14 protein-coding genes and 2 pseudogenes are annotated in these 22,266 nt (G+C 37.7%); 10 read left to right on the top strand and 6 right to left on the bottom strand.

Annotated elements, in window-relative coordinates; translation table 11 throughout:
• Positions 1-33: 33 nt before the first annotated feature.
• From gcvT to gcvP, 3 genes are all read left to right on the top strand, one after another.
• Complete coding sequence (gene gcvT, locus NRL14_RS16860) at positions 34-1,116, top strand: glycine cleavage system aminomethyltransferase GcvT (RefSeq protein ID WP_306725179.1); 1,083 nt, start codon at positions 34-36, stop codon at positions 1,114-1,116.
• A gap of 73 nt (positions 1,117-1,189) precedes the next feature.
• Complete coding sequence (gene gcvH / locus NRL14_RS16865; RefSeq protein WP_002958029.1) at positions 1,190-1,579, top strand: glycine cleavage system protein GcvH; 390 nt, start codon at positions 1,190-1,192, stop codon at positions 1,577-1,579.
• A 161-nt stretch (positions 1,580-1,740) separates the two neighbouring features.
• On the top strand, positions 1,741-4,632 hold the full coding sequence (gcvP, locus tag NRL14_RS16870) for an aminomethyl-transferring glycine dehydrogenase (protein WP_306725180.1): 2,892 nt from the start codon (positions 1,741-1,743) through the stop codon (positions 4,630-4,632).
• A 1,089-nt stretch (positions 4,633-5,721) separates the two neighbouring features.
• On the opposite strand, the gene NRL14_RS16875 is transcribed toward gcvP, so the two are convergent.
• Positions 5,722-8,301, bottom strand: a complete 2,580-nt coding sequence (locus NRL14_RS16875; protein ID WP_306725181.1) for a P-loop ATPase, Sll1717 family — start codon at positions 8,299-8,301, stop codon at positions 5,722-5,724.
• Positions 8,298-8,750, bottom strand: a complete 453-nt coding sequence (locus NRL14_RS16880) for a hypothetical protein (RefSeq protein ID WP_306725182.1) — start codon at positions 8,748-8,750, stop codon at positions 8,298-8,300. Before NRL14_RS16880 ends, NRL14_RS16875 begins: the two co-directional genes overlap by 4 nt.
• Before the next feature lie 721 nt (positions 8,751-9,471).
• Between NRL14_RS16880 and NRL14_RS16885 the strand changes: the two genes are divergently transcribed.
• Positions 9,472-10,014, top strand: coding sequence for a DUF6795 domain-containing protein (locus tag NRL14_RS16885; RefSeq protein WP_306725183.1), 543 nt, complete (start codon positions 9,472-9,474; stop codon positions 10,012-10,014).
• Positions 10,015-10,032: 18 nt separating this feature from the next.
• Positions 10,033-11,193 (top strand): lipase family protein, encoded by a 1,161-nt coding sequence (locus tag NRL14_RS16890; RefSeq protein ID WP_306725184.1) that lies wholly within the window; start codon positions 10,033-10,035, stop codon positions 11,191-11,193.
• An 83-nt stretch (positions 11,194-11,276) separates the two neighbouring features.
• Here the strand turns inward: NRL14_RS16890 and NRL14_RS16895 are convergent.
• Positions 11,277-11,795, bottom strand: a pseudogene (locus NRL14_RS16895) (hypothetical protein); the annotation flags it as partial.
• Between the two features lie 584 nt (positions 11,796-12,379).
• On the opposite strand from NRL14_RS16895, the gene NRL14_RS16900 reads away from it, so the two are divergent.
• Positions 12,380-14,446 (top strand): hypothetical protein, encoded by a 2,067-nt coding sequence (locus NRL14_RS16900; protein ID WP_306725185.1) that lies wholly within the window; start codon positions 12,380-12,382, stop codon positions 14,444-14,446.
• 190 nt (positions 14,447-14,636) lie between these two features.
• On the opposite strand, the pseudogene NRL14_RS16905 reads toward NRL14_RS16900, so the two are convergent.
• Positions 14,637-14,984 (bottom strand): annotated as a pseudogene (locus NRL14_RS16905) (hypothetical protein); the annotation flags it as partial.
• Positions 14,985-15,212: 228 nt separating this feature from the next.
• Between NRL14_RS16905 and NRL14_RS16910 the strand changes: the two are divergent.
• Both NRL14_RS16910 and NRL14_RS16915 read left to right on the top strand, forming a co-directional pair.
• Positions 15,213-16,220 (top strand): AraC family transcriptional regulator, encoded by a 1,008-nt coding sequence (locus NRL14_RS16910; RefSeq protein ID WP_306725186.1) that lies wholly within the window; start codon positions 15,213-15,215, stop codon positions 16,218-16,220.
• 407 nt (positions 16,221-16,627) lie between these two features.
• Positions 16,628-17,938 carry a hypothetical protein gene (locus NRL14_RS16915; protein ID WP_306725187.1) on the top strand — a complete coding sequence of 437 codons (1,311 nt, stop codon included), beginning with the start codon at positions 16,628-16,630 and terminating at the stop codon, positions 17,936-17,938.
• A gap of 285 nt (positions 17,939-18,223) precedes the next feature.
• On the opposite strand, the gene NRL14_RS16920 is transcribed toward NRL14_RS16915, so the two are convergent.
• Positions 18,224-19,267 (bottom strand): acyltransferase, encoded by a 1,044-nt coding sequence (locus tag NRL14_RS16920; RefSeq protein WP_306725188.1) that lies wholly within the window; start codon positions 19,265-19,267, stop codon positions 18,224-18,226.
• A gap of 384 nt (positions 19,268-19,651) precedes the next feature.
• Here NRL14_RS16920 and NRL14_RS16925 point away from each other — a divergent pair, with 384 nt between their 5' ends.
• On the top strand, positions 19,652-20,653 hold the full coding sequence (locus NRL14_RS16925) for a metal-dependent hydrolase (RefSeq protein WP_008134262.1): 1,002 nt from the start codon (positions 19,652-19,654) through the stop codon (positions 20,651-20,653).
• Positions 20,654-20,725: 72 nt separating this feature from the next.
• Here the strand turns inward: NRL14_RS16925 and NRL14_RS16930 are convergent, their stop codons facing one another.
• Positions 20,726-21,034: a hypothetical protein gene (locus tag NRL14_RS16930; protein WP_008134263.1), complete on the bottom strand. Its 309-nt coding sequence runs from the start codon at positions 21,032-21,034 to the stop codon at positions 20,726-20,728.
• A 433-nt stretch (positions 21,035-21,467) separates the two neighbouring features.
• On the opposite strand from NRL14_RS16930, the gene NRL14_RS16935 reads away from it, so the two are divergent.
• Positions 21,468-22,214, top strand: a complete 747-nt coding sequence (locus NRL14_RS16935; protein WP_008134264.1) for a type II CAAX prenyl endopeptidase Rce1 family protein — start codon at positions 21,468-21,470, stop codon at positions 22,212-22,214.
• Positions 22,215-22,266: the final 52 nt, after the last annotated feature.

Genomic DNA, 22,266 nt, shown 5'->3' on the forward strand with positions numbered 1-22,266 from the left:
TAAACAGGGTTAATTTAAACGTGAAGGAATGTTATGACTTCTAAAACTGTACTACATGCTAAGCACCTAGAAGCGGGCGCAAAAATGGTTGATTTTCATGGCTGGGAAATGCCAATCAACTACGGCTCACAAATAGAAGAACACAATAGCGTGCGTACCGACGCTGGTATGTTTGACGTATCACACATGACTATTGTTGATATTGAAGGGCCTCAAGCAAAAGCATTTTTACGTAAGCTAGTAGCTAACGACGTTGCAAAATTAACCGTACCAGGTAAAGCGCTTTACACAGGCATGCTTAACGAGCAAGGCGGTGTAATAGACGACTTAATTATTTATTTCTTTAGCGAAACGTTTTACCGCCTAGTTGTTAACTCAGCAACGCGCGAAAAAGACCTAGCGCATTTAGCTAACGTATCGAGCGACTTTGACATAACTGTTACAGAGCGCCCAGAGTTTGCAATGATTGCAGTACAAGGCCCTAACGCTAAAGCAAAAACAGCCACTCTTTTAAATGCTGAGCAACAAGCCGCTGTTGAAGGTATGAAGCCATTTTTTGGTGTTCAAGTAGGTGATTTATTTATTGCCACAACGGGTTATACTGGCGAAGACGGTTACGAAATAGTAGTACCGAACGACCAAGCAGCCGATTTATGGCAACAACTGCTAGACGCAGGTGTTAAGCCTGCTGGTTTAGGTGCACGCGACACGCTACGTTTAGAAGCAGGTATGAACCTTTACGGCCTAGATATGGACGAAAGCGTATCACCACTTGCAGCTAACATGGCATGGACCATTGCATGGGAACCAGAAGATCGCGACTTTATTGGTCGTGACGTACTTGTTAAGCAACGCGCAGAAAAAAGCACTGACAAACTAGTTGGCTTAGTGTTTGAAGAAAAAGGCGTTTTGCGTAGTGGTTCTAAAGTAATTGTTGACGGTGGGGTAGGTATTATTACATCAGGTACTTTTTCACCAACACTTGGTTTTAGTGTAGCCCTTGCACGTGTACCACGTTCAACAGGCGATACAGCTCAAGTAGAAATGCGTAAAAAATTAGTAAACGTTAAAGTAGTAAAGCCTAGCTTTGTACGTAACGGTAAATCAATAATTTAAATAATTTGGTTATACCAATCACAATCATTATTTTGATTGGTATCCTCCCAATATAAACCAAAGGACAAATAAAATGAGCAACATTCCTAGCGAGTTAAAATACGCACCTTCACACGAGTGGGTTCGTAACGAGGGCGACGGTACATTTACTGTTGGTATTTCTGAGCATGCACAAGAACTTCTTGGCGACATGGTATTTGTTGAATTACCAGAAGTTGGCGACGAAGTAGACGCCGGCGAAGACTGTGCAGTAGCAGAGTCTGTTAAAGCAGCATCAGACATTTACGCACCTATCAGTGGCGAAATTGTTGCTATTAACGAAGAACTTGAAGATTCACCTGAAACAGTAAACAACGACGCTTACGGCGACGGTTGGTTATTCCGTATTAAAGCATCTGACGAGTCTGAGCTAGACAACTTATTAGACGCTGAAGGTTACTCGCACACTATCGACGAAGAATAATCATTTTTTGTAGATAACTAAAAGCCCCGTTTAATGTATAAAAATGGGGCTTTTATGATTTTACAGCGCACAACCCCATACTGAGTGAGCTGTTAAATCGTCAAATATTTTAATTAATGCTAGTTACCCATTAGCATTTAGGATCATAGGAATCTGGATTCATGTCAAACGCCAAATCTCTTGAAGAACTAGAGCAAAAGCAAGATTTTATTCGCCGCCATATTGGGCCAAGCCCAGCACAAGTAAGCGATATGCTAAGTGCTTTAGAAGTATCGAGTGTGCAAGAGCTCATTGACCAAACTGTACCTGCAAGCATTCGCTTAGAGCAGCCATTAACAGTTGGCGAAAGTCGTACTGAAGTTGAAACACTAAGCTACCTAAAATCAGTAGCAAGCAAGAATAAAGTTTTCAAATCGTACATTGGCCAAGGCTACCACCCAACTAACGTACCGCACGTAATTTTACGTAACGTACTAGAAAATCCAGGTTGGTATACAGCGTACACACCGTATCAGCCAGAGATTGCTCAAGGGCGTTTAGAATCATTATTAAACTTCCAAACTATGACCCTAGATTTAACCGGTCTTGATTTAGCAAGCGCATCACTACTTGACGAATCAACAGCGGCTGCAGAGGCTATGGGCCTTGCAAAACGCGTATCAAAAGCTAAAAAAGCCAATGCCTTCTTTATCGCTGACGACGTACACACACAAACAATCGACGTAGTAACAACGCGTGCCGAGCAGTTTGGTTTTGAAATAATTGTCGGTAAAGCAGAAGATGCCGTTAACCACGACATTTTTGGCGCATTGTTCCAATACCCAACTACATCAGGCGAAGTGGTAGACATAACTGACCTAATTGCTGGCGTACAAAGCAAAAAGGCCATTGCCTGTGTTGCTGCCGACATAATGAGTTTATTACTGTTAAAAGCACCGGGTAAACTAGGCGCAGACGTAGTACTTGGTTCGGCTCAACGTTTTGGCGTACCTATGGGTTACGGTGGTCCTCATGCTGCATTTTTTGCAACACGTGACGCATACAAACGTTCATTACCAGGTCGTATTATTGGTGTATCTAAAGACCGTTTAGGTAACGACGCACTACGTATGGCAATGCAAACGCGCGAACAACACATTCGCCGCGACAAAGCCAACTCAAACATTTGTACAGCGCAAGTATTACTTGCCAACATGGCTGCGTTTTACGCGGTGTACCACGGCCCACAAGGCTTAAAAACTATCGCGCAGCGTATACATCGCTTTGCTGATATTTTAGCAAGTGGCCTTAAAGCTAAAGGCATTGCACTTAAGCACAGTACTTGGTTTGATACGCTAACAGTAGTAAGCGACAACAAAAACGACGTAACAGCACGTGCAATTGCAAAAGGCGTAAACTTTGCAACAAACCACGAAGGCGAGTACTCAATTTCGATATCAGAGACAACAACACGCGCCGATATTACTGAGTTATTTGATATTATTTTAGGCGAAGGCCATGGCCTAAGTGTTGACGCTATTGCAGCCGACGTTGAAGCAAATGGCAGCGAGTCAATTCCTGCAAGTTTAGTACGTGACGACGAAGTACTAACGCATCCAAACTTTAACAGCTACCACAGCGAAACAGACATGCTTCGCTACATTAAGCGACTAGAAAGCAAAGACTTATCGCTTAATCACTCAATGATCTCGTTAGGCTCATGTACCATGAAACTAAACGCGACTGCTGAGATGATCCCAATTACGTGGCCTGAGTTTGCAAACCTTCACCCATTCTGCCCGCTAGATCAAGCAGAGGGTTACCAAATAATGATTGGCGAGCTACACGATTGGCTAGTAAACATTACCGGTTACGATGCAGTATCACTACAGCCAAACTCTGGTGCACAAGGTGAATACGCAGGCTTAATCGCGATTCGTAAATACCACGAGTCACGCGGCGACGCACACCGTAATGTATGTTTAATACCAAGCTCTGCGCACGGTACTAACCCTGCATCAGCGCAAATGGCGAGCATGAAAATTGTGGTAGTTAACTGCGACAAAAACGGTAACGTAGACATGGCAGACCTTAAAGCGAAAGCTGAGGAAGTGTCTGAAAACTTATCGTGCATCATGATCACATACCCGTCTACGCATGGCGTATACGAAGAAACAATTCGCGAAATTTGCGACATTATTCATGAGCACGGCGGCCAAGTTTACATGGACGGCGCAAACATGAACGCGCAAGTTGGTGTAACAAGCCCAGGCTTTATTGGCTCAGACGTATCGCACTTAAACTTGCATAAAACGTTTTGTATTCCACACGGTGGCGGTGGTCCAGGTGTTGGCCCAATTGGTGTTAAATCACACCTTGCGCCGTTTATGCCAAACCATAGCGTAATTAACGTACCAGGTACTAACATCGGTAACGGTGCGGTATCGGCAGCGCCTTACGGCTCAGCTGCTATTTTACCTATTTCATGGGCTTACATCACCATGATGGGTTCAGAGGGCTTAAAACAAGCCACTGAAATGGCAATTGTTAATGCTAACTACTTAACGCATGAGCTAAGCAAGCACTTCCCAATTTTATACCGTGGCCGTAACAACCGTGTTGCTCACGAATGTATTGTTGACCTGCGTCCGCTTAAAGAGCTATCAGGCATTACAGAAATGGACGTAGCTAAGCGCTTGCAAGACTACGGCTTCCATTCACCAACTATGTCGTTCCCAGTAGCTGGTACATTAATGATTGAGCCAACTGAGTCTGAATCAAAAGGTGAGATTGACCGCTTTATCGAAGCAATGGTGTCAATTAAAGGCGAAATTGAAAAAGTAATCTCTGGCGAATGGTCAATCGAAAACAACCCGCTAGTATTTGCACCGCATACACAAGGCGACGTGTTAGGTAACGAATGGGACCGCGCGTACGACCGTTTTTACGCTGCATTCCCAGTGCCTGCAGTGGCTAAAAACAAGTTTTGGCCAACCGTTACACGTATTGATGACGTGTACGGCGACCGTAACTTAGTATGTTCATGCCCAGCGGTTGAGACATATAGAGATTGATAATTTTTAAAATTTCCAATTAAAGATTGGGAATTTATAAAATTGAAAAAGCCGTTGCAGCAATGTAGCGGCTTTTTTGTGTGTGTTTAAACATTGTAGACGCACAGCTTGCTGGCGTGTTGGGCCCAGCCCAAAAGGTGTTTAATTATTGAAGGCGCATACTTTGTTTCCTTTTGGCTCATTGAGGGATTAGAAACCTTATTCAAGGTTTTGTCGCGCTGGCGACAGCAGCCAAAGAGGGGCTATAGATTTTCAAACTTAACGCTGCTGCAAGTAATTCATCCTTGAAGCTGGGTTACTGTCGGCATCCATGCCTTCACTTCCTCATACTGCGAAGCTGCGCTTCGGTTATTCGTCATCTCTCAGCGCACCCGAGCATCACGCTTAATCCTTCAAACCACAATCGATGTGAACGTAAACGGCGAAGATAGGCCATCCATGGCCTAGTTTCGCCTTATCGCGCATCCATGCGCGACATTACTCATCAATTGCTTATTTTCAGGGCGTGATGACGGGGGAGGGTGTTAAACGTGAGGTTAGTGTTTGGTCTTGGCAAGAAGCAAGACTGACCCTCTGTATTTCCTCTAGGTTGAGTGAAACGAAACCCAACAAATCACAAATATACTTACTCGCTCAAAAGCCAAGAGTATGTGTTATTTATTGTAGGCGTTTAGCTTGCTGGCGCGCGGGCGGCAGCCCGAATAAGTATTTAAATAGGTGTTTGAGGTTATCATCACAGATAACGCGAATACGTTTGGTACTTTCTAAAGATTAAAAACCTTATTCAAGGTTTGTCGCGCTGGCGACGGCAGCCAAAGAGGGGCTGCCGCTGGTCCCTCTCTGGACACTCTCAGCGCACCCGAGCATCACGCTATTCCCTTCAAAACACAGTTGATGTGAACGTAAACGGCGAAGATAGGCCATCCATGGCCTAGTTTCGCCTTACCGCACATCCATGCGCGATATTACTCATCAATTGCTTATTTTCAGGGCGTGATGACGGGGAAGGGTGTTAAACGTGTAATTGGTGTTTGACCTTGGTAAGAAGTAAGTCCGTTTTAACGTACTTCTAAGTAGACATAAAGTGAATTATTTTTTACGTTTTTTACCTGTATTACTTCGATTAATTTTTAAACCTAAAGCATATAAGTATACGTATGCAACTTGATATTTCTTTAACCTTTCATCACTAATTAAAATAAAACCACTATTAATCAACATGTTTAAACCTTTTAGCACTGTTTCTGTTGATGCTTTATTAGGGGTTTGGTAAGATTTTTTAAACTCTTCAAAACTGAATGTTCTTTGGCCTATTTTTTGTATATTTACAAATAAATCTACGCATTCTGGGTACTCTGCCCTATATTCGACAAGCTTATGTTCTGATACCTTTTTAAGTATGCTGGTATTATTTTTAGAGAAAGATGTAAGCAGATGTTTTTTATTTGTACGGTGACTCAAAGCTCTTTCATGTTTTATACTTTCAGACATAAATTTATATATTACTCTTGGAGTAATTAATCCTTGAGCATCAGCAAGGCGGGTCATTATCCATTTATCCATAGATGGTCTATTTCCAGCTAATTTCCGATCAAATATTAGATACATCGCAGCTCTAATTTCATCAATATCATCAAGGACTTCATTTTTGACTGGGTTTTTAGTTTTAACGATACCGGATAGATTAATAGCTTCTAACTCATCCCATGATAAAGCAGAAATAAACGTATTAAGTATCAAAGATAAAATCTCTTTTTCACTCCACTGCAGCTCATATTTATTTAAATCTAAGTGTGTTTTATTTTCAATTGATAATGTTGAAAATATATCATTTCGTAGTAATATTTTTGATCTTATTTGACTAAATTTATAAATATTATCCTGCCAGTATGAAACTAAAGCTGTAATAAATATTTGTCGATATTCGGTATCTGAAAAACCAATATCAAGCTCATCGTATACTAATGTAATTGATTTGTCTGATTGATATAATTCTATATTTATTGACTTTAATCTTTCATCAACAGATATACCTGTCTCTGGAGTATTGAAACTTTCTACTATGTTGTTAATATCATTAAAGTATTTACTTGTTGTCTGTAATTGATTTTCTAGTTGGAATAATGTTAAACATTTCCAAAAGCGTTTGATATCAAGTATTTTGTTTACTGACTTTTGTAAAATTAACGACAAATGATCTTGGGTAAGGTCATTTAGGATAGGTTTTGAAAATCCTGCTATGTATGAATTATTTTTAGTGTTTAGTTTTTTTAAAATAGCTTGATGAGGTTTAGTAAACATTTCAAAAAGGGTTGATTTCCCACTACCTTTAGCACCTAAAATTAAAAATATTTGCTCATTTACAATTTTGGATAAATCTTCTTTCAAATAGAAAAACTTACTATCATCATCATTTTTAAACTGTTCAGTTCCAGTAAGACGGGAGAATACATTTTCGAGCTTTTTAAAAATAGGATCTAAATTGACTTCATCTATGACTTCATCATTTTTTTTAATTAAAGATAATCCATTGTTTTTTAAATTTAATCTATCTCCAATGACATTAATCAAACTGGAAAGGTAAGTATCCTTCTTTGCTTTAGATATTTCGAATTGAGTGGAAACAAAGTTTTTAAAGTCATCTATGTTACTTTCTAACAAAATAGGGTGGAAAGGAATCGGAATTATATGATCTTTTGGAAAGGCCTTAAAATTATCACTTAAATAATTTGAGAGTGCTTTTTCTTTAATACTTCTAACATCTGAACTAGAAAATCGTATAGTACTATTCATAATAAAATTATTTTCATAATTACCAATAGAATTTAGTACTACGTTTAAGCCATCTTCATTTTGCTCTTCGCTGTTAAAAAACAGCAGATTGGTACCAGATATATCATTCAATACTAATCCATTTGATTCATTGATGCCTGCACGTAAATCTATAAAAATAACGTCTGGTTTTAGAGTGCTGTTAATATGGTTCAGTAATTTTATAAAGCTATTACTATAGTTAGTAGAATTAAAATCAATCTTTGAGATTTTATCAATGTAACTTGTAGTGTCACTATTTATACCTGATGGAAAAATGTACAGATTACCAGAGCTGTTACTAACTTCGCTTTGGATAAAATAATCATTTAGTTTGGGTTCATCTTCCATGTTCAAATCAACTAAGTAATCTAAAATCCCTGACTTTCCGTTTCGCTCAGAGCGTTCGAAAAACATACTCGCAATACCAGGAGCTTCAAAGTCACAATCTAATACGGCTACTTTCTTTCCTATCAAATAGTAATAATATGACAAATAAGCAATAGTCGAGCTTCTCCCCATCCCTCCTTTAAATGAATATCCTGCAATTACATTATCAAAGCTTTTAACTGTGGCTTTTCTGTGCCATTTAATATAACTAACATTTCTATGGACTATTTGGTTTTCGTTACAAATAGACTTAATTTCATTAATTAAAAACTCATCTTCGTCTGTTTCAATAATAATTTCTTGAATGTGCTTATTAAAAGACTTTTTCAATTCATTAATTAGGTTCTTATCATTTAGGCTTAGTAATATTACATTTTTACCAATTGTATTGTTTATAATCCTATAATTGATATCGGGATACTTTTGAATGCACTCTTGTATCTTTTTTATAATATTTAATAATTTCATGATAATACCCCTTGAATTCTAAGTTCTATTAAAGCTGTTTTTAACTGGAGTATCTCTTTCTGAACCCTCTGACAGAAATCCATATCACTCCATATATTGACACTATATCTATGATTAACATCCCAACTTGACTTGTCATCAGCACCATCTTGACCTACAAGTAGGGCTTCTGGGTAAAGAGGATTGCTTTCATGTAATATATCTGCAATTTCAGGATGAACAGATGTAATTCGCTTAAATTTTTCTAAAAATTTAGTTTCACCAACATGGCCATAAAAACGAGTTTCACCATAATTGAGTAATAGCACTTTAATATAAGCTTCTAAAACATACCCAGCTAAATATACACTTCCGTGATTACTGTTATTGCAATCATTAGAAAATAATATTGAAGAGTTAGCTTGCATTCTCATTGCAACATCATAAAACTTCTTTTTATCTACATCCATTTAATATACGAACCATATTATAGACAATAAGCTATTACCATATAGTATATACATTTGAAAAACAAAAAGAAAATTAGTGAATTGTTACGTGAAAAAGAGAGGGAAAGGGGTCAAATCTTTACTTCATACATCAAAGAGAAGGAAGGGGTCACCCATTAGAAAATTCCGGTCAAGCAGGCAGCTGTGTTTTCTTGATCTTTTTATTCAAAAACCAAGTGTTCTTATTATTTAAACTCAATTTAAATATGAATACTTAACTAGTAATGTCGTCGATTGGTGCGAATATTCACCATGGCTTGAATAAAGAGCGCCATATGAGTTTAAGCGTTTTAATTAAGCATCATTGATGATTAATTAAGGCCCTTGGCTTTCGCCTCAGTCATCTTTTAGTACCAATGTCAGTCCAGTTCAGACTGTGTTTACACACTGCGCTGTTAAAGGGGTTACTCATTAGGAACCCTCAGGATTTAACCCTTTTTTTTGTGTAGTAGAGCTCTCGGTCGTCGTAGTTACTGGTTTTTACTATGCGTTGCTTGGCGTTTTCCGACAGTTCAAAGCTAAAATTTTGCACTAATTTATTTTACCAAAGAGTAGCTGAGAAATTAATTGCATATTATTTAATACCCTATAAAATATTTTAATATCGACAAGGACTGTGGGTAATCTTCATAATAAATTACACATTATTCCTCCTAAAACAATCATATTCCAAGAGGTTATTGTGTCAGTCATCGACAAAATTCAAAACTTCAGCGCGAAAATCCAACCTTTTTTTGATAAATTTGGTGCAGATAAAGTACACCTATCTCCTGAAGTATTCGGGTGTTTAAAAAATAATGGTGAGCCAATTGGCAATCAATTGATTTTACGTAGTCTTAGCTTTTCAGATGGTAAACCACGTAGAGATTTTGTTTATACAGACCCCGATGGTAGTTTTAGATTTCCTGAAAAAACGATTCGTTCCGATGAACCCAGCATACCATTCAAAGAAATATTTACTAATCAATACATTACCACGACTATTAATAGAAAAAAATTTATTATTTGGCGAGCGACATTAATAGGGAAAAACCCTATTGATGAATTTAACAATAAATTAAGTTGCCTTAACGCTGATATTAATAATGAGGCCATTTTATTTAGCTTTTCTAGTAATCGAGAAGAAATGAGCTTAGAGGGAACTTCAATTTGTCGTTGGGATAAAGACTTTGAAGTTATTGATGTTGATGAACACCTAAATCTAACTAACGATTATGTTAAATAAAAATATAAGGAAATAATTATGATGCAAGTTTTAACTCCTTCATTAGCAGCTAGATTTGCTGCTATATCATATTCAACTGACACAACTGATGGTGTCGAGGGCTCTGCTTATTATGGAGCTTTATCGAGGCACTTTGATTTTGATAGTGATTCAGTAAAGGGCATAAGTGGATCTATCCTAGAAAGAGTTTTCCGTCATCGTACACCTTTTGGTTGTATTGCTAAGGGGAAAACTAACGCGTTTAAGGGGCATTATGTACTAGCGCTTAGAGGAACAGCAAAAATGCGCGATTGTATTACTGATCTACATTGTGGTGTTTCCACTGGTCCCAATAACCAAAGTGTACATGCAGGATTCAATCAAACATTTAACTCGCTCAAATCACAGTTAGAACAGTATTTTTCGAATAATCCTACAGCTCCTGTTCATGTTGTTGGCCACAGTTTAGGTGGCGCATTAGCTAATTTAGCTGCAAACTGGTTGAAACAACGCTTCAAAGTACCTGTTAAACTCTATACTTTTGGTGCTCCGCGAGTTGGGCTATCGAATTTTGCAAACCATACACAAAATGCTTTACAGGGGGTTTACCGCTGTTTGCATGCTGGTGATCCTGTACCAATGGTACCTGTGTGGCCTTTTGTACACACTACTTATGAATATATTTTAAATTCATCCCCTTCAATATCACCAGGGGCGCATAGTATGTCTAATCCAACACCAGGGTATTTGAATACGGCATCAAAATATAAAACTTATGAAGATATACAAAAGGGATTCGAATTACGCTACCAAGAAGCCACTCGTCTTGAATTTGAAAAACGTCATCAAGCTAGTTTCAATGCTCTTTGGGCCAGGAAAATAGGTGCAGCACTTCTTGATTTTTTAAATAAAATAGGTGCGATTAGTGCACTACAAGTTAGTGTTACAGGTTTATTAACTGTTTATGATGCCATTGCGTCTTATTTAGCGAATGAAGTAGAAACCTCGCGAGCTTATGCTGCAGAAGTGAAAGGTATAGTAGGCCATATGTATGTTTTTTGTGGCTTACCAGCAAGTAAGCTTATAGATTTTAGTTACCGTGGGATTCGTGCTATTTTGAAAAAAATGCTGATTAAACTTTCTCAACTGGCTAAATTCTCAATTGAATTAGCAAGTCATACAGCTCATTTAATGGTTTAAATAAAAACCGAGAAGACTGTAAATAGAAAAAGGGGGCAATGTTATTGCCCCCTTTATTATGTGCTGAAATTGGTAGCTATAAACTATAGCGCTACTAAGCTTTGCTCTAGCATTGCCTTTATTTGTTTTACTATTTTAGCTTCTGTTTCAGGTTCGAATTGTTGTATTCGTGGAGTATGAATATGCCCTGTAGGTATACTTGAATTAAGCACATCGCGCAGGCGAATACTCCGGTACGCTATTTCGTTAGACAGGTAACCACCGCCGCCGCCATTTACAGCAATACTATTTTTAAGTTCGCCGTACGAACCGGCTTTATAGGTTTTTTCAAGCGTGGTGACTTCATGATTGTCGATAACTTTATAAGAGCCTTTAGCTTTTTGCATGTAATTTACTGGCAAGCTAAATTTTACAAACTCGTTGCCCGGGAGTGGTCGGCCATTAAGCTTTGGTATCACTGGGCTTGTTTGCGTTCCGCCATACACAATATTGGCATTATCGGGGGCGGTTACACTGCGGCGTTTACCTGGGAAACGCTCTAAATCAAATTCTGTTCTGCCCATACTTACGGTTACTACCATGTCTACATTATTAAGTGCGTACTAGCGGGCAAGTCGTCATTCTAATCGGCGATTTCAAAAACTTTAAGTGATCCAAATAAGTTAATAGTTAAAAATGATATGGTCAAATTTTTTTATTTATAAAGTTATGATTTAACTCTTTGCCTCGCTTTGCATTTCTCACTATTTAAAGTGAAATAAAAATTTGAACTGTTTGGCTTTAGATCTAATAAACACAATGAGATTTTATAGTATTACAAATACAAAAGAGAGTAAGTATATATTGCTATTTTCAAATCTATTTGTTAATTGTTGACAATAACGCGTTTGGAAGTGTATTGTTTGGATGCGAATGATAATTAACCAAAATCACAGAGGTAATGGGTGAGTAATTTATCGCTAGTCTGTGGCCATTAATAATAATTTTTGGGCGTTATTATGAAAAAAAATGGCAACATGGATATTTTACTTAAACACATCATTTAAATCTTTTTATTTAGTGTCAATTTTTGCTGATTGCTGATTGCTGATTGCGAAATGCTAAATTTCACGTTTTTACAACGTAAAATGATAAATGCGACATTTTATAAGTTATTGAAATAAGTAATGATAAGGTGAAATTTATAATGATAACAAAATATAATAAGAAATGGTCTCTACAAAAAGTAGCTGTAACGCTTTTGCTTACAACGACTTCCAACAGTTTTAGCATTGTTCATGCTGCGGAAAATAAAGTTTCTGTTGATGTTAATTTAGACACTAAACATCGTATAGGTAATATTGAGCGCTTTAACCGTGAAAAATTCATCTCATTGCATTCGGCCCCAACAGAAAATGAATGGGATCATGATAACAAAGGTAATAACGCCAAATCAGACCTAATTGGTAGCTTTATTAATGGTTATGATGTTTATTTTGGCCGTGATACGGGATACATGAAAAATCAATTATTTTCTCAAAAACAAGATAGTAATCGTTTAGGCTTTATTGATGAATCTGTTTTAACTACGAAGGGCAATGCTGCAATTAATTCCTTTGAAAACGGTAACGCTACTCGGTTTGTTAACGCCAGACGCTTTAAAAATAGATCTAAAGATATGGTTGTTGGTGGGCAAGTACACCCTTATTATCCTGACGGCACTAATATTGGTAATAGTAATTGGGCATTCTCACAAAAAAACACTAACCAAGAGCCTATTGGTACCGCTACAGGCCATTACATGGGACAGTTTTTACAAAAATATTTTGCGCAAACGAACACAGCTGTAGGAGCGCCTAAACCTGCTTATTTAGAAGTTGTAAATGAACCTTTGTATGACCTAAATATTGCGCCTAAAAACGGACGTGATAAGGCACCTATAGCTGAGATCTTCAAATACCATAAAAGTGTCGCGCAAGAAATTCGTAAAACTAATAATCAAACATTAAACAAAAATATCAACGTTGCAGGCTATACCGTTGCCTTTCCTAACTATGATTGGGATAATTTTGAACGCTGGGAAAGTAATGACAAATTGTTCATCGATACGGCAGGTGCCGATATGGACGTATTTTCTATTCATCTGTATGACTTTCCAACTCATCCTCGAGGAGAGGAATATCGACGAGGCAGTAATGTCGAAGCAACACTCGATATGCTAGAGCAATATTCAAATATTAAATTCGGTCGTACTAAACCATTATTAATTTCAGAATATGGTGCGTCAGTACATGCTTTGCGAAACAAACCATGGTCACAAGTAAGAGATGCTGAAAAGTTACGCGGTTATAATGCACTATTAACTCATTTTCTAGAACGTCCTGACGTTATAGCTAAAGCAATTCCTTTTATTCCCGTGAAAGCTGAATGGGGTCGTCATAGTGACACCGGCTACCCTTATGAAAATAGATTAATGAGACAACAATTTGAAAATGCAGGACAAACAGGAACCGATTGGATCTACACTGACTTAGTAAAGTTCTTCCAATTGTGGTCTGAAGTTAAAGGTATACATGTGGACAGTTGGGCATCTGATCTTGATATCATGGTCGATGCATATGTACAGAATAATAAAGCACATATCATAATGACGAGTTTAGAGTTTCAAGATACTGATGTTGCATTAAAAGCACTTGGGAACGATGGAAATACTATCAAATCAGTCCAAGTGAAAACCTTGTCTTATGATAATAACAACCATGCAAAATTGGCTACTAAAACAATGTCATCGGTACCTAAAACGGTTTCTTTACCGAAAGAAAGCACCCAAATCATGACAATTACTTACCACAATAAAATTAACATCGATAAGGTGAATCAACAAAACAAATATTATGCCACTACCTATAAGCAGCCTATAAAAGCGAACGTGGATATCTATTTTAATATTAAAGATGTGGAGGTAGGAGCACAAGGCGAAGCCGTTTTACGATTAGGTATTGGTCGGGAGCACGGTAAATCGCTCACACCGATAGTAAATGTGAATAACGTACCAGTTGAAGTGCCAACTGACTTCAGAGGGTATGACCAGAAACAAGGTAAAACTCGCAACGGACGCGCAAGTTTCTTTGGCGTAATTGAAATTCCTGTGTCACATGATCTACTACAAGGAAACAATTGGATACGTATCAACTTTGACGATGCTGGCGGATTTATAACAAGCGCAGCTTTGCAGGTTGTTAACAGTAGTGACGAGATTACGCGATCACTTTAGAAAATATAAGGATTCGAACCTGACCTAACACACTTGGTCTAGATTTATAAAAATCGGTAGGGTCAGGTCTTTCTTTTTACTTTTAAGATTAAGAAAAAGTAGTAACCCCCTTAAAAAATAATTTGATAAAGAAGCTAAGAAGGGCAATGTAATTGCCCTTCTTTCATACGTTTTAATCGGTAGTTTTAAACTATAGCGCGACTAAGCTTTGTTCTAGCATTGCCTTTATTTGTTTTACTATTTTAGCTTCTGTTTCAGGTTCGAATTGTTGTATGCGTGGGGTATGAATATGTCCTGTAGGTATACTTGAATTAAGCGCATCGCGCAGGCGAATACTCCGATACGATATTTCGTTAGACAAGTAACCACCGCCGCCATTTACCGCAATACTATTTTTAAGCTCGCCGTACGAAACTGCTTTATAGGTTTTTTCAAGCGTGGTGACTTAATGATTTTCGATAACTTTATAAGGGCCTTTGGCTTTTTGCATGTAAGTTACAGGCAAGCTAAATTTTACAAACTCGTTGCCCGGGAGTGGCACATTCACTAACAAAGTTTTTTTGCCAACATGCATGTTAATTTGTACCATGTAATTCAGGCCACGTTATTGGTTAAAACGTCATTTTAAGAGCACGCTATTATGCAAAATTATTCCCCTTATTATCTTCTTCTTTTTGTTTGCATGGGGTTAATGTTTTTAAATGCGCTGAAAAAAGATAAGCAGCTGGTTCATTATTTATTTGTGATATTTTGTGGCTCCCTTTGTATGGTGGCAGCACAAAAGCTCAGTGCGCAAAGTATTGGCGCGTATCAATATCTAATCGGGTTGTTCACTTGCGCAACATGTAATGTTTCATGGCTGATTGCAAGAACGTTATTTCGTGAGCATTCGCCAATTTCCCGCAGGCATGTGGCTTTTGCTGCAACCATTGCCGGCTTGATCATGTTTAATCAAACATGGCACTACTTAGTGAACCTTGATCCTCAGCCTTTACCTACCAGTGATATAATGTGGCGCTTAAAGCAAGTGGTGAATGAGGTCACCATATTGCTTTCATCAAGTATCCTTGCGCTTTCTTTTTGGGAGGCGTTTAGAGGTTATAGTAAAAAAACACAGTCACAAAAAATGCAATCAGTCATCTTTGGGAGCGCTTGGGTTTTAGCTGTGTTTAATGCAAGTATTTTTCCTAAGTTTATTTTTAGTGCGGCTGAAATTGAGCTGTATAACCCCATTATCATAACTTCGTCTGCACTTTTAATTGTATTTGCAACGCAGGGAGTTATGCTGCTTCAAGCAATTACTACTAATAAGCAAAAGTTACATCACAATAGTAAGAGCAAGACTGTTTTTGATACTGATGATGTAAAAGAGTGTTGCGATAGTGTTCATCACCAACAGCAAGTGCCCCCAGAATTAATAGGAGGTATTGCTGAACTGATGAACGAGCAGCAGTTATTTTTACAAACTAGCGTTAAAATTTCAGATTTTGCACAAGCGCTCAAAGTGCCGGAATACAAAATTAGTAGAGCAATTCGCTATCACTACAAAGTAGCCAACTTTAATCTGTTTATTAACCAATACCGTGTAAATTATGCGAAGACATTATTAGCAAGTGAACAAGCCAAAGAGTGGAGTATTTTGAGCATTGCACTTGAAAGTGGTTTTTCTTCTCTTGCTACGTTTAATCGTGTGTTTAAAGATATTGTCGGCGGTATTCCTAACGAATATCGTAAACGAAAGGGCAATTATAATGAGAATATTAGAGCTTGTTGAGTTAGTTGCTATTACCCCCTTTTATTTAAAAGCTTCCGCTACTTATAGTTTTTGAGTATTACCAATAAGCTCCCTCAGGATTTGCCCCCAAGTCCATGAAAACATATCCATGCTTGCCTATTTTTACGGCATGGTGACGGGGAAAGGTGTTAAACGTGATACTTGTTTTGGTCTTGGCAAGAAACAAGACCTGACACTTAGCATTCTTCTGTATTCTAGGTTTTAGCGAGTAACTTTAGTTTTAATAAATGTTTAACTTTGCAGGGATGACTATTTGTTGGTTTTATTTGTGAGGTGTATGTTTTATTTTTGTTTACAAATTATTTCAATTTAGTTACTTGCTAACCTGTTTTTGACCTATTTAAATTGAGATAATGAAATGGAATAAACATAATGGACTAATAAAAATGAATAAATTTATACTTACCCCACTCGCTATTGCACTTTCTTTAACGCTCAGCGCATGTGGCGGCTCTTCATCAGAGGGGAACTCTGCAAGCTCATCAAATGGCGGTAGCACTGCTCAGCTTCAAACCATTTCATTACAAACATTAACTCGCCAGTGTGGAACCGATTCTGCGTATCAAACTGATGTGGTATTTCACAATGATGATGGTGATGCTATCGGCTCTGTTAAAACCGACGCCCAAGGTAGTTTTTCAGGTGAACTACCTTCTGGTACAAAACATGTATCAGTACTGGGTGATGTTGTTGATGAAGCCGATGGTGCTTATACGCACATATTTACAGAGCTTGATATTGAAAATAGAACTAATTTAGGTAAATACCATTTTAATAAGTTTAGCGAAAACTGTGGTTGTCGCGCAGTGAGCATAGATACATCTGAACTAAATACAATACCTAATGATTACAGGGTGTATCAATACGAAGGCTCAGAAATTTCAGATTCTGTTTTTATTTGCCCAACGACAGAAAACCTTTACCTTACCGCAAAATCTTACTTTTCAAATGACGCTAAAGTGGCTGTTATTGAAGTTCCGCAAAATGCGTCTGTGATAAAAATAACGGATACAGATTTTAGCCATGATGGTGTAGAGGTGGCTAATCAAGGCAGTTTTAATGCAACTTCTGTTAGTACTCGAGGGTATATAGAAGATATAAATTCCTATGAGTTTGTACAGTTTACATACATTAACTCCCCTGAACCGCTATTTGTTTTCCCAACGGTGACTGAGCATAACTTTTATGTACAAACAGATTCATCGGTTGAGCCAATAACAGTTGATGGTGCCCGAATCGACATGCATAGTTATGCTCGAAGTAGTGTAGATTCAGATGGTAGTTATGAGTTGACAGAGCTACCTACTATAACCGAAGACTTAGGATTCAGTTTACTTCAATTTACTGAAAGCAATGATTCAAGCTTTGATTTTAGTAATGTTGATAGCCGATTTGCAAGAGCAGTATGGGATTACAGCTTTTTGGTTGATGATGAAGCAGAAAGCCGATTTGATTGGACAATAAGAGGTGGCATAAGCGGTCAAATTCCAGATTTATCTTTTGGTACTGTGTTTCCTGAACCTACTGATGAAGTTATATTAGAAGAACTCACATTATTTCTGTTTGGTTACGCAGGTAATGCAACTGATGCAAACAGTTATGCGAAGCTTTTAGATACGATTACTGAAGGTGGGCATTTAACTAAGCCTGAATTTAGTAATTACGTATATGTATTTTTAAATGCTGAATTAGATTAATAATTACGTTTAATTTTGTATTATAAGGCCACATTTGTGGCCTTATAAATTATGATATTTTTGCTTTTAATAGTTATGAAGGTTTATTGGATAACACCATGCTCTCAATTAATGGCACCGTAACATAAGCACTCCACTTTACTGTTAAGTTACTTTTTTAGTAGGCGGTGTTTGGCATGACAAATTTTTTACTTGAAATCCAAAAGGACCAAACCTTGAGGAACCCCACATTTTTATCCGAACGACAAGTACTCACCACAACCCTTATTTAATAGTACCAATACGTTAGGTGCCGATTAGCTTTCGTGAGTGTCGCCCTATTGGTTTCTTTATTAGCCATGCGAAGGCCATCGTTGCACCGACACCAACAATCATATTTGCAATACCTAATAAGCCGATAATGAGAGCATCTCGATGACTTTGAATATAGTCTTGCAGGCCCATAATTAGAAAACCAACGAAGAAAACATGGTAAAAATAAATAGAAAACGAATATTCACCAATGTTGCATATGGTTTTGGGTAGACGTGTTTCAATATTTTGAAGCCACTTTAAGAGTAGTAAACAAGCTAATATTTTTTGAATGTAGAAAAGAGTTTGTCGAGATGAATACCACCCATCTACTTTATATTCATTAATATATTGGGTAAGGATGGCTGCGCTGATCAAGGCAATAAAAGCGATTAACCACGTTTTATATTGATTGACCTTAGCCATTGTCTTTTCGTAATGACTCCCTATTATCATTCCGAAACAATATGCACCACAAAAATACACCAAACTCTGCATGCTTAGAAAATCAGGAAAGGCGCTGCGGGATATAACCAAGGGCACGCATGCAAGAAAAAACATCAGCTTTGGTGTGCGTTTATTCACAAAATCTAGCAATGGTGTCAATATGAAAAGTACTAATAAAATCGGGATGTACCAAAATTGAATAGCTGCGGTTCCGGATACTAGGTTTGTGGCGACTGTGATAATAAACGATATATCGGTTGCTGCACCATCAGCAAGATAATATTGCCAGTACACAGCTGTCGCTATTGTGCTTGCGGCAACATAGGGTAAAACAACATTTAGTATTTTACTCTTATAAAATGAAATCCACCCTTTATTCTGTAAAATTTTGCTGAAAAGTAATCCCGAAATAATGGCGAAGTATAGTGTGCTGCCGTGAAACAATAGTTCAGTTGAGTAAAAAAGCGTTTTTAAACCGAGGGAATCTAAATCGCCAGTCCAAAAAATAGCAAATGACCACGCATGTGCTGCGACAATACTTAAAATCGCAATGCCTCTAAAGGCTTGTAAATGAGAAATATATGAAGACATAGATAAAAATCATCGCTCGTTAAATATACGTTATAATTATGTTACTGTTCAGGTGGTGCGATAGATACCCATTACATACGTATTCAGGGCTTACAAATTTAAACGAGGTAAATCTTACTACTCCAAATTTACCGCCAAAATGCCACCTTGAGCTTTTTGTATCTTGCCTTTTTCATTTTATAACGCAGTGATTTAGTGTTTTTTAATTACTAATCCAAACACGATGCAATAGATAATGAGTCGCTTGAGGGTCTCACTTTGCGTCTTTCTCGCTAATGTATATTTTACCAAACCCAACAAGTGCCTATTTTTTAAGATCGACAGAGCCTGCGAAGCAGTACATTATAATGCGTGCTTTAATTGATTTGAAAAAAGGGGATTTAATTGGATTCACTCACACAAGTGGTGCTTGGCAGTGCAGTTGCTTATGCAACATTGGGCAGTAAATTAGGTCGCAAATCTTTATTAATTGGGGCGGCGTTTGGCACTTTACCAGATTTAGATGTGCTAATTAATTTTGGTGGCGATGTTGAAAATTTTGTTTATCATCGTAGCTTTAGTCATTCTTTGTTTATACAGCTGTTATTGAGCCCCTTATTTGCGTGGCTTTTACTCAAAATGAATTGGGCTAAATGTATAACGATGACGCGTTGGTCGGCTGGCATTTTTTTAATTTTAAGTACGCATTCATTACTCGATAATTTTACCGTTTACGGTACGCAGTTGTTATGGCCGTTGTCGACATATCCTTTTAGTATTTCGAGTATATTTATTATTGACCCTGCGTATACTTTGCCTCTTGTGTTGTCTTGTATAGCGCTGTGTTTTGCACGTATGCGACCGCATGCACAACTTATAAACACGAGCGCGTTAGTCATTAGTTCGTTGTATTTAATTTGGGGCTTTGCGGCTAAATACCACATTAATAGTAAAATTTATCAGGCGCTGAATCAAAAAAATATCACATTCTCACATTTTGAAAGCACGCCGACTCCGCTTAATACTTTGCTGTGGCGCGCTGTGGCTATTACTAAGCAAGGTCATTATGAGATTTATGTATCTGTGTTTGATGAAGTTAAAAACGTTGATATTCAATTTTACCCTACAGAAAACGCGTTGTTAACTAAGCTCAATGATGCAAAGCAGATCGTGTTATTAAAACGATTTACCAAAGGGCTTTACGGTGTTTATCAGCAAAATGAACAGGTTGTTATTAGTGATTTAAGAATGGGGGTAGAGGGCAACTATGTATTTTCATTTGTGGTTGCTGAACAAAAAGATCAGCAGTTGATCCCAGGGCAATATCAGAAGCTCAGTAATCGATTGCCGCTAGATAAGCTTAAGCTGGTTTTTGCTCGTATTACAGATCCAAATATCGATTTATAAACGAGCGTGGCAGTATCCACTTTTTTAATCATGGGTTTTAGTTGGGATTGCTCACTATTACCTAAGCCTAATTTAGTCATCAGGCCCTTTGAGCGTAAATATTAAATGCTTGCGCATATCTTTTAAAATAACGCCTTTTTTAAGCATTTCGCCACTTAAGCGTTTTTGCCATTTTAATAAGTTTGGCTCTGCGGCCGCTAAAGCTTGCTCGTTTTCAAACTGAAAACACAAAAGTAGTGAACTTGGAAATAAGTGATATTGAACATCAAACCAGCATTGCAGCATGCTTGGGAGCTCAGCGCGGCCTAGTTCTTCTAATTTTTCAGCTGTATTAAGTACAAGTGCTTGCTGTTTTATTTGCACCGCAGAGAGTTTTTTCATTATTAAAATCCAAGTTAGCGGCTAAAAAGTGCAGCCGGAATGGGGGCATTATACGCAAGCTTGTAGGCAAGCAACAACCGTAGGTTGATTTGAGTTAAACGAAACCCAACGCATAGCTAATGTAACAAACAGAGCTATAGATAAATGTGAATGTTATTCGTTGTTGGCGCATAGTTTGCCGATGCGTTGGGTGATAGCTCAATAAGCGGATTCTACCGCCAGTGCTTAAGTGTTTCGCTCAAGGTATAAAATTTTATTCAAAGTTTACTGCGTTTACAAAAGCTCTCCAAATACGCCTCTGTAATTTATGAAGCCTAAGGCTACTTTACTAACTAAGTAGCTGTTTAATAATATCCAATTTAGGATTAGTATTAGAAACTACTTAAATAATAATAAAAGTAAGAAGCAATGCGCCCTTACTAAAGAGGTATACATGGAAGATGCATTCATAGCCGTATTTGCAAATGTCGGTGTTATCTTAATTTTAGCTTTAACATTAAAAGCATTTAATAAAGTCGATATAAATATAACGTGGTCTTTAATCTCATTAGGCATTTTTACGTGTTACGTTTTTGCTCTATTTAGAGGCGCCGAGGTAATTCCTTTGGATATATTTTTTACTGATATGTCTTGGAATTGGTCAGGAAAAATAGCTGTAATTATCCTGTGGGGGAGTGCAATCCTAGCCTTAGCGAAATATAAACATGGCTTTCGTATTGCTGATGCTGGTTTTACTTTCAAACAAAGTGAAGGTTCTTTAAAACCTGCTTTTATTGTTTTGTGCTTGTTTGTAGTTCTCCAAGTCATTGTTTCATGGTTCTGGAGTGGCGAGCCTCGCTATGATTTAGAAACATTACTTTATCAAGCAACCATGCCAGGGTTTGACGAAGAACCGATGTTTAGAGGGGTCTTACTATTTTGTATTTCCTTGGCAATAGTATCTAAGCGATACAGTTTGGCGAGCGCGCCGATAAATATAGGTGGATTACTTTTAGTTTTGTTATTCGGCTTGGTGCACGGCGTTATGTTTAGCGCTGGTGAGTGGTACTTTTCGTTTACCTCTATTTTATTAACCGGAGGTTATGGTTTTATTTTACTGTGGCTAAGAGAGCGAACGGGGAGCTTGGTATTTCCAATTCTAGCCCATAATAGTGTTAACTTTGTTGGGCAATTAATTTAGGCAATGACTAAAACCTTGCTTAAGGTTTTTTCGCTCTAGGATTGCAGTGAAA

This window comes from Pseudoalteromonas sp. 20-92 (assembly GCF_030847595.1).
GTDB classification, from domain to species: Bacteria; Pseudomonadota; Gammaproteobacteria; order Enterobacterales; family Alteromonadaceae; genus Pseudoalteromonas; species Pseudoalteromonas fuliginea.

Coding starts and splice junctions, on each gene's coding strand:
- NRL14_RS16890 (WP_306725184.1), top strand. CDS start 10,033: ATGATGCAAGTTTTAACTCCTTCATTAGCAGCTAGATTTGCTGCTATA.
- NRL14_RS16875 (WP_306725181.1), bottom strand. CDS start 8,301: ATGAAATTATTAAATATTATAAAAAAGATACAAGAGTGCATTCAAAAG.
- gcvH (WP_002958029.1), top strand. CDS start 1,190: ATGAGCAACATTCCTAGCGAGTTAAAATACGCACCTTCACACGAGTGG.
- gcvT (WP_306725179.1), top strand. CDS start 34: ATGACTTCTAAAACTGTACTACATGCTAAGCACCTAGAAGCGGGCGCA.
- NRL14_RS16915 (WP_306725187.1), top strand. CDS start 16,628: ATGAATAAATTTATACTTACCCCACTCGCTATTGCACTTTCTTTAACG.
- NRL14_RS16930 (WP_008134263.1), bottom strand. CDS start 21,034: ATGAAAAAACTCTCTGCGGTGCAAATAAAACAGCAAGCACTTGTACTT.
- NRL14_RS16910 (WP_306725186.1), top strand. CDS start 15,213: ATGGTGGCAGCACAAAAGCTCAGTGCGCAAAGTATTGGCGCGTATCAA.
- NRL14_RS16880 (WP_306725182.1), bottom strand. CDS start 8,750: ATGGATGTAGATAAAAAGAAGTTTTATGATGTTGCAATGAGAATGCAA.
- gcvP (WP_306725180.1), top strand. CDS start 1,741: ATGTCAAACGCCAAATCTCTTGAAGAACTAGAGCAAAAGCAAGATTTT.
- NRL14_RS16900 (WP_306725185.1), top strand. CDS start 12,380: ATGATAACAAAATATAATAAGAAATGGTCTCTACAAAAAGTAGCTGTA.
- NRL14_RS16920 (WP_306725188.1), bottom strand. CDS start 19,267: ATGTCTTCATATATTTCTCATTTACAAGCCTTTAGAGGCATTGCGATT.
- NRL14_RS16935 (WP_008134264.1), top strand. CDS start 21,468: ATGGAAGATGCATTCATAGCCGTATTTGCAAATGTCGGTGTTATCTTA.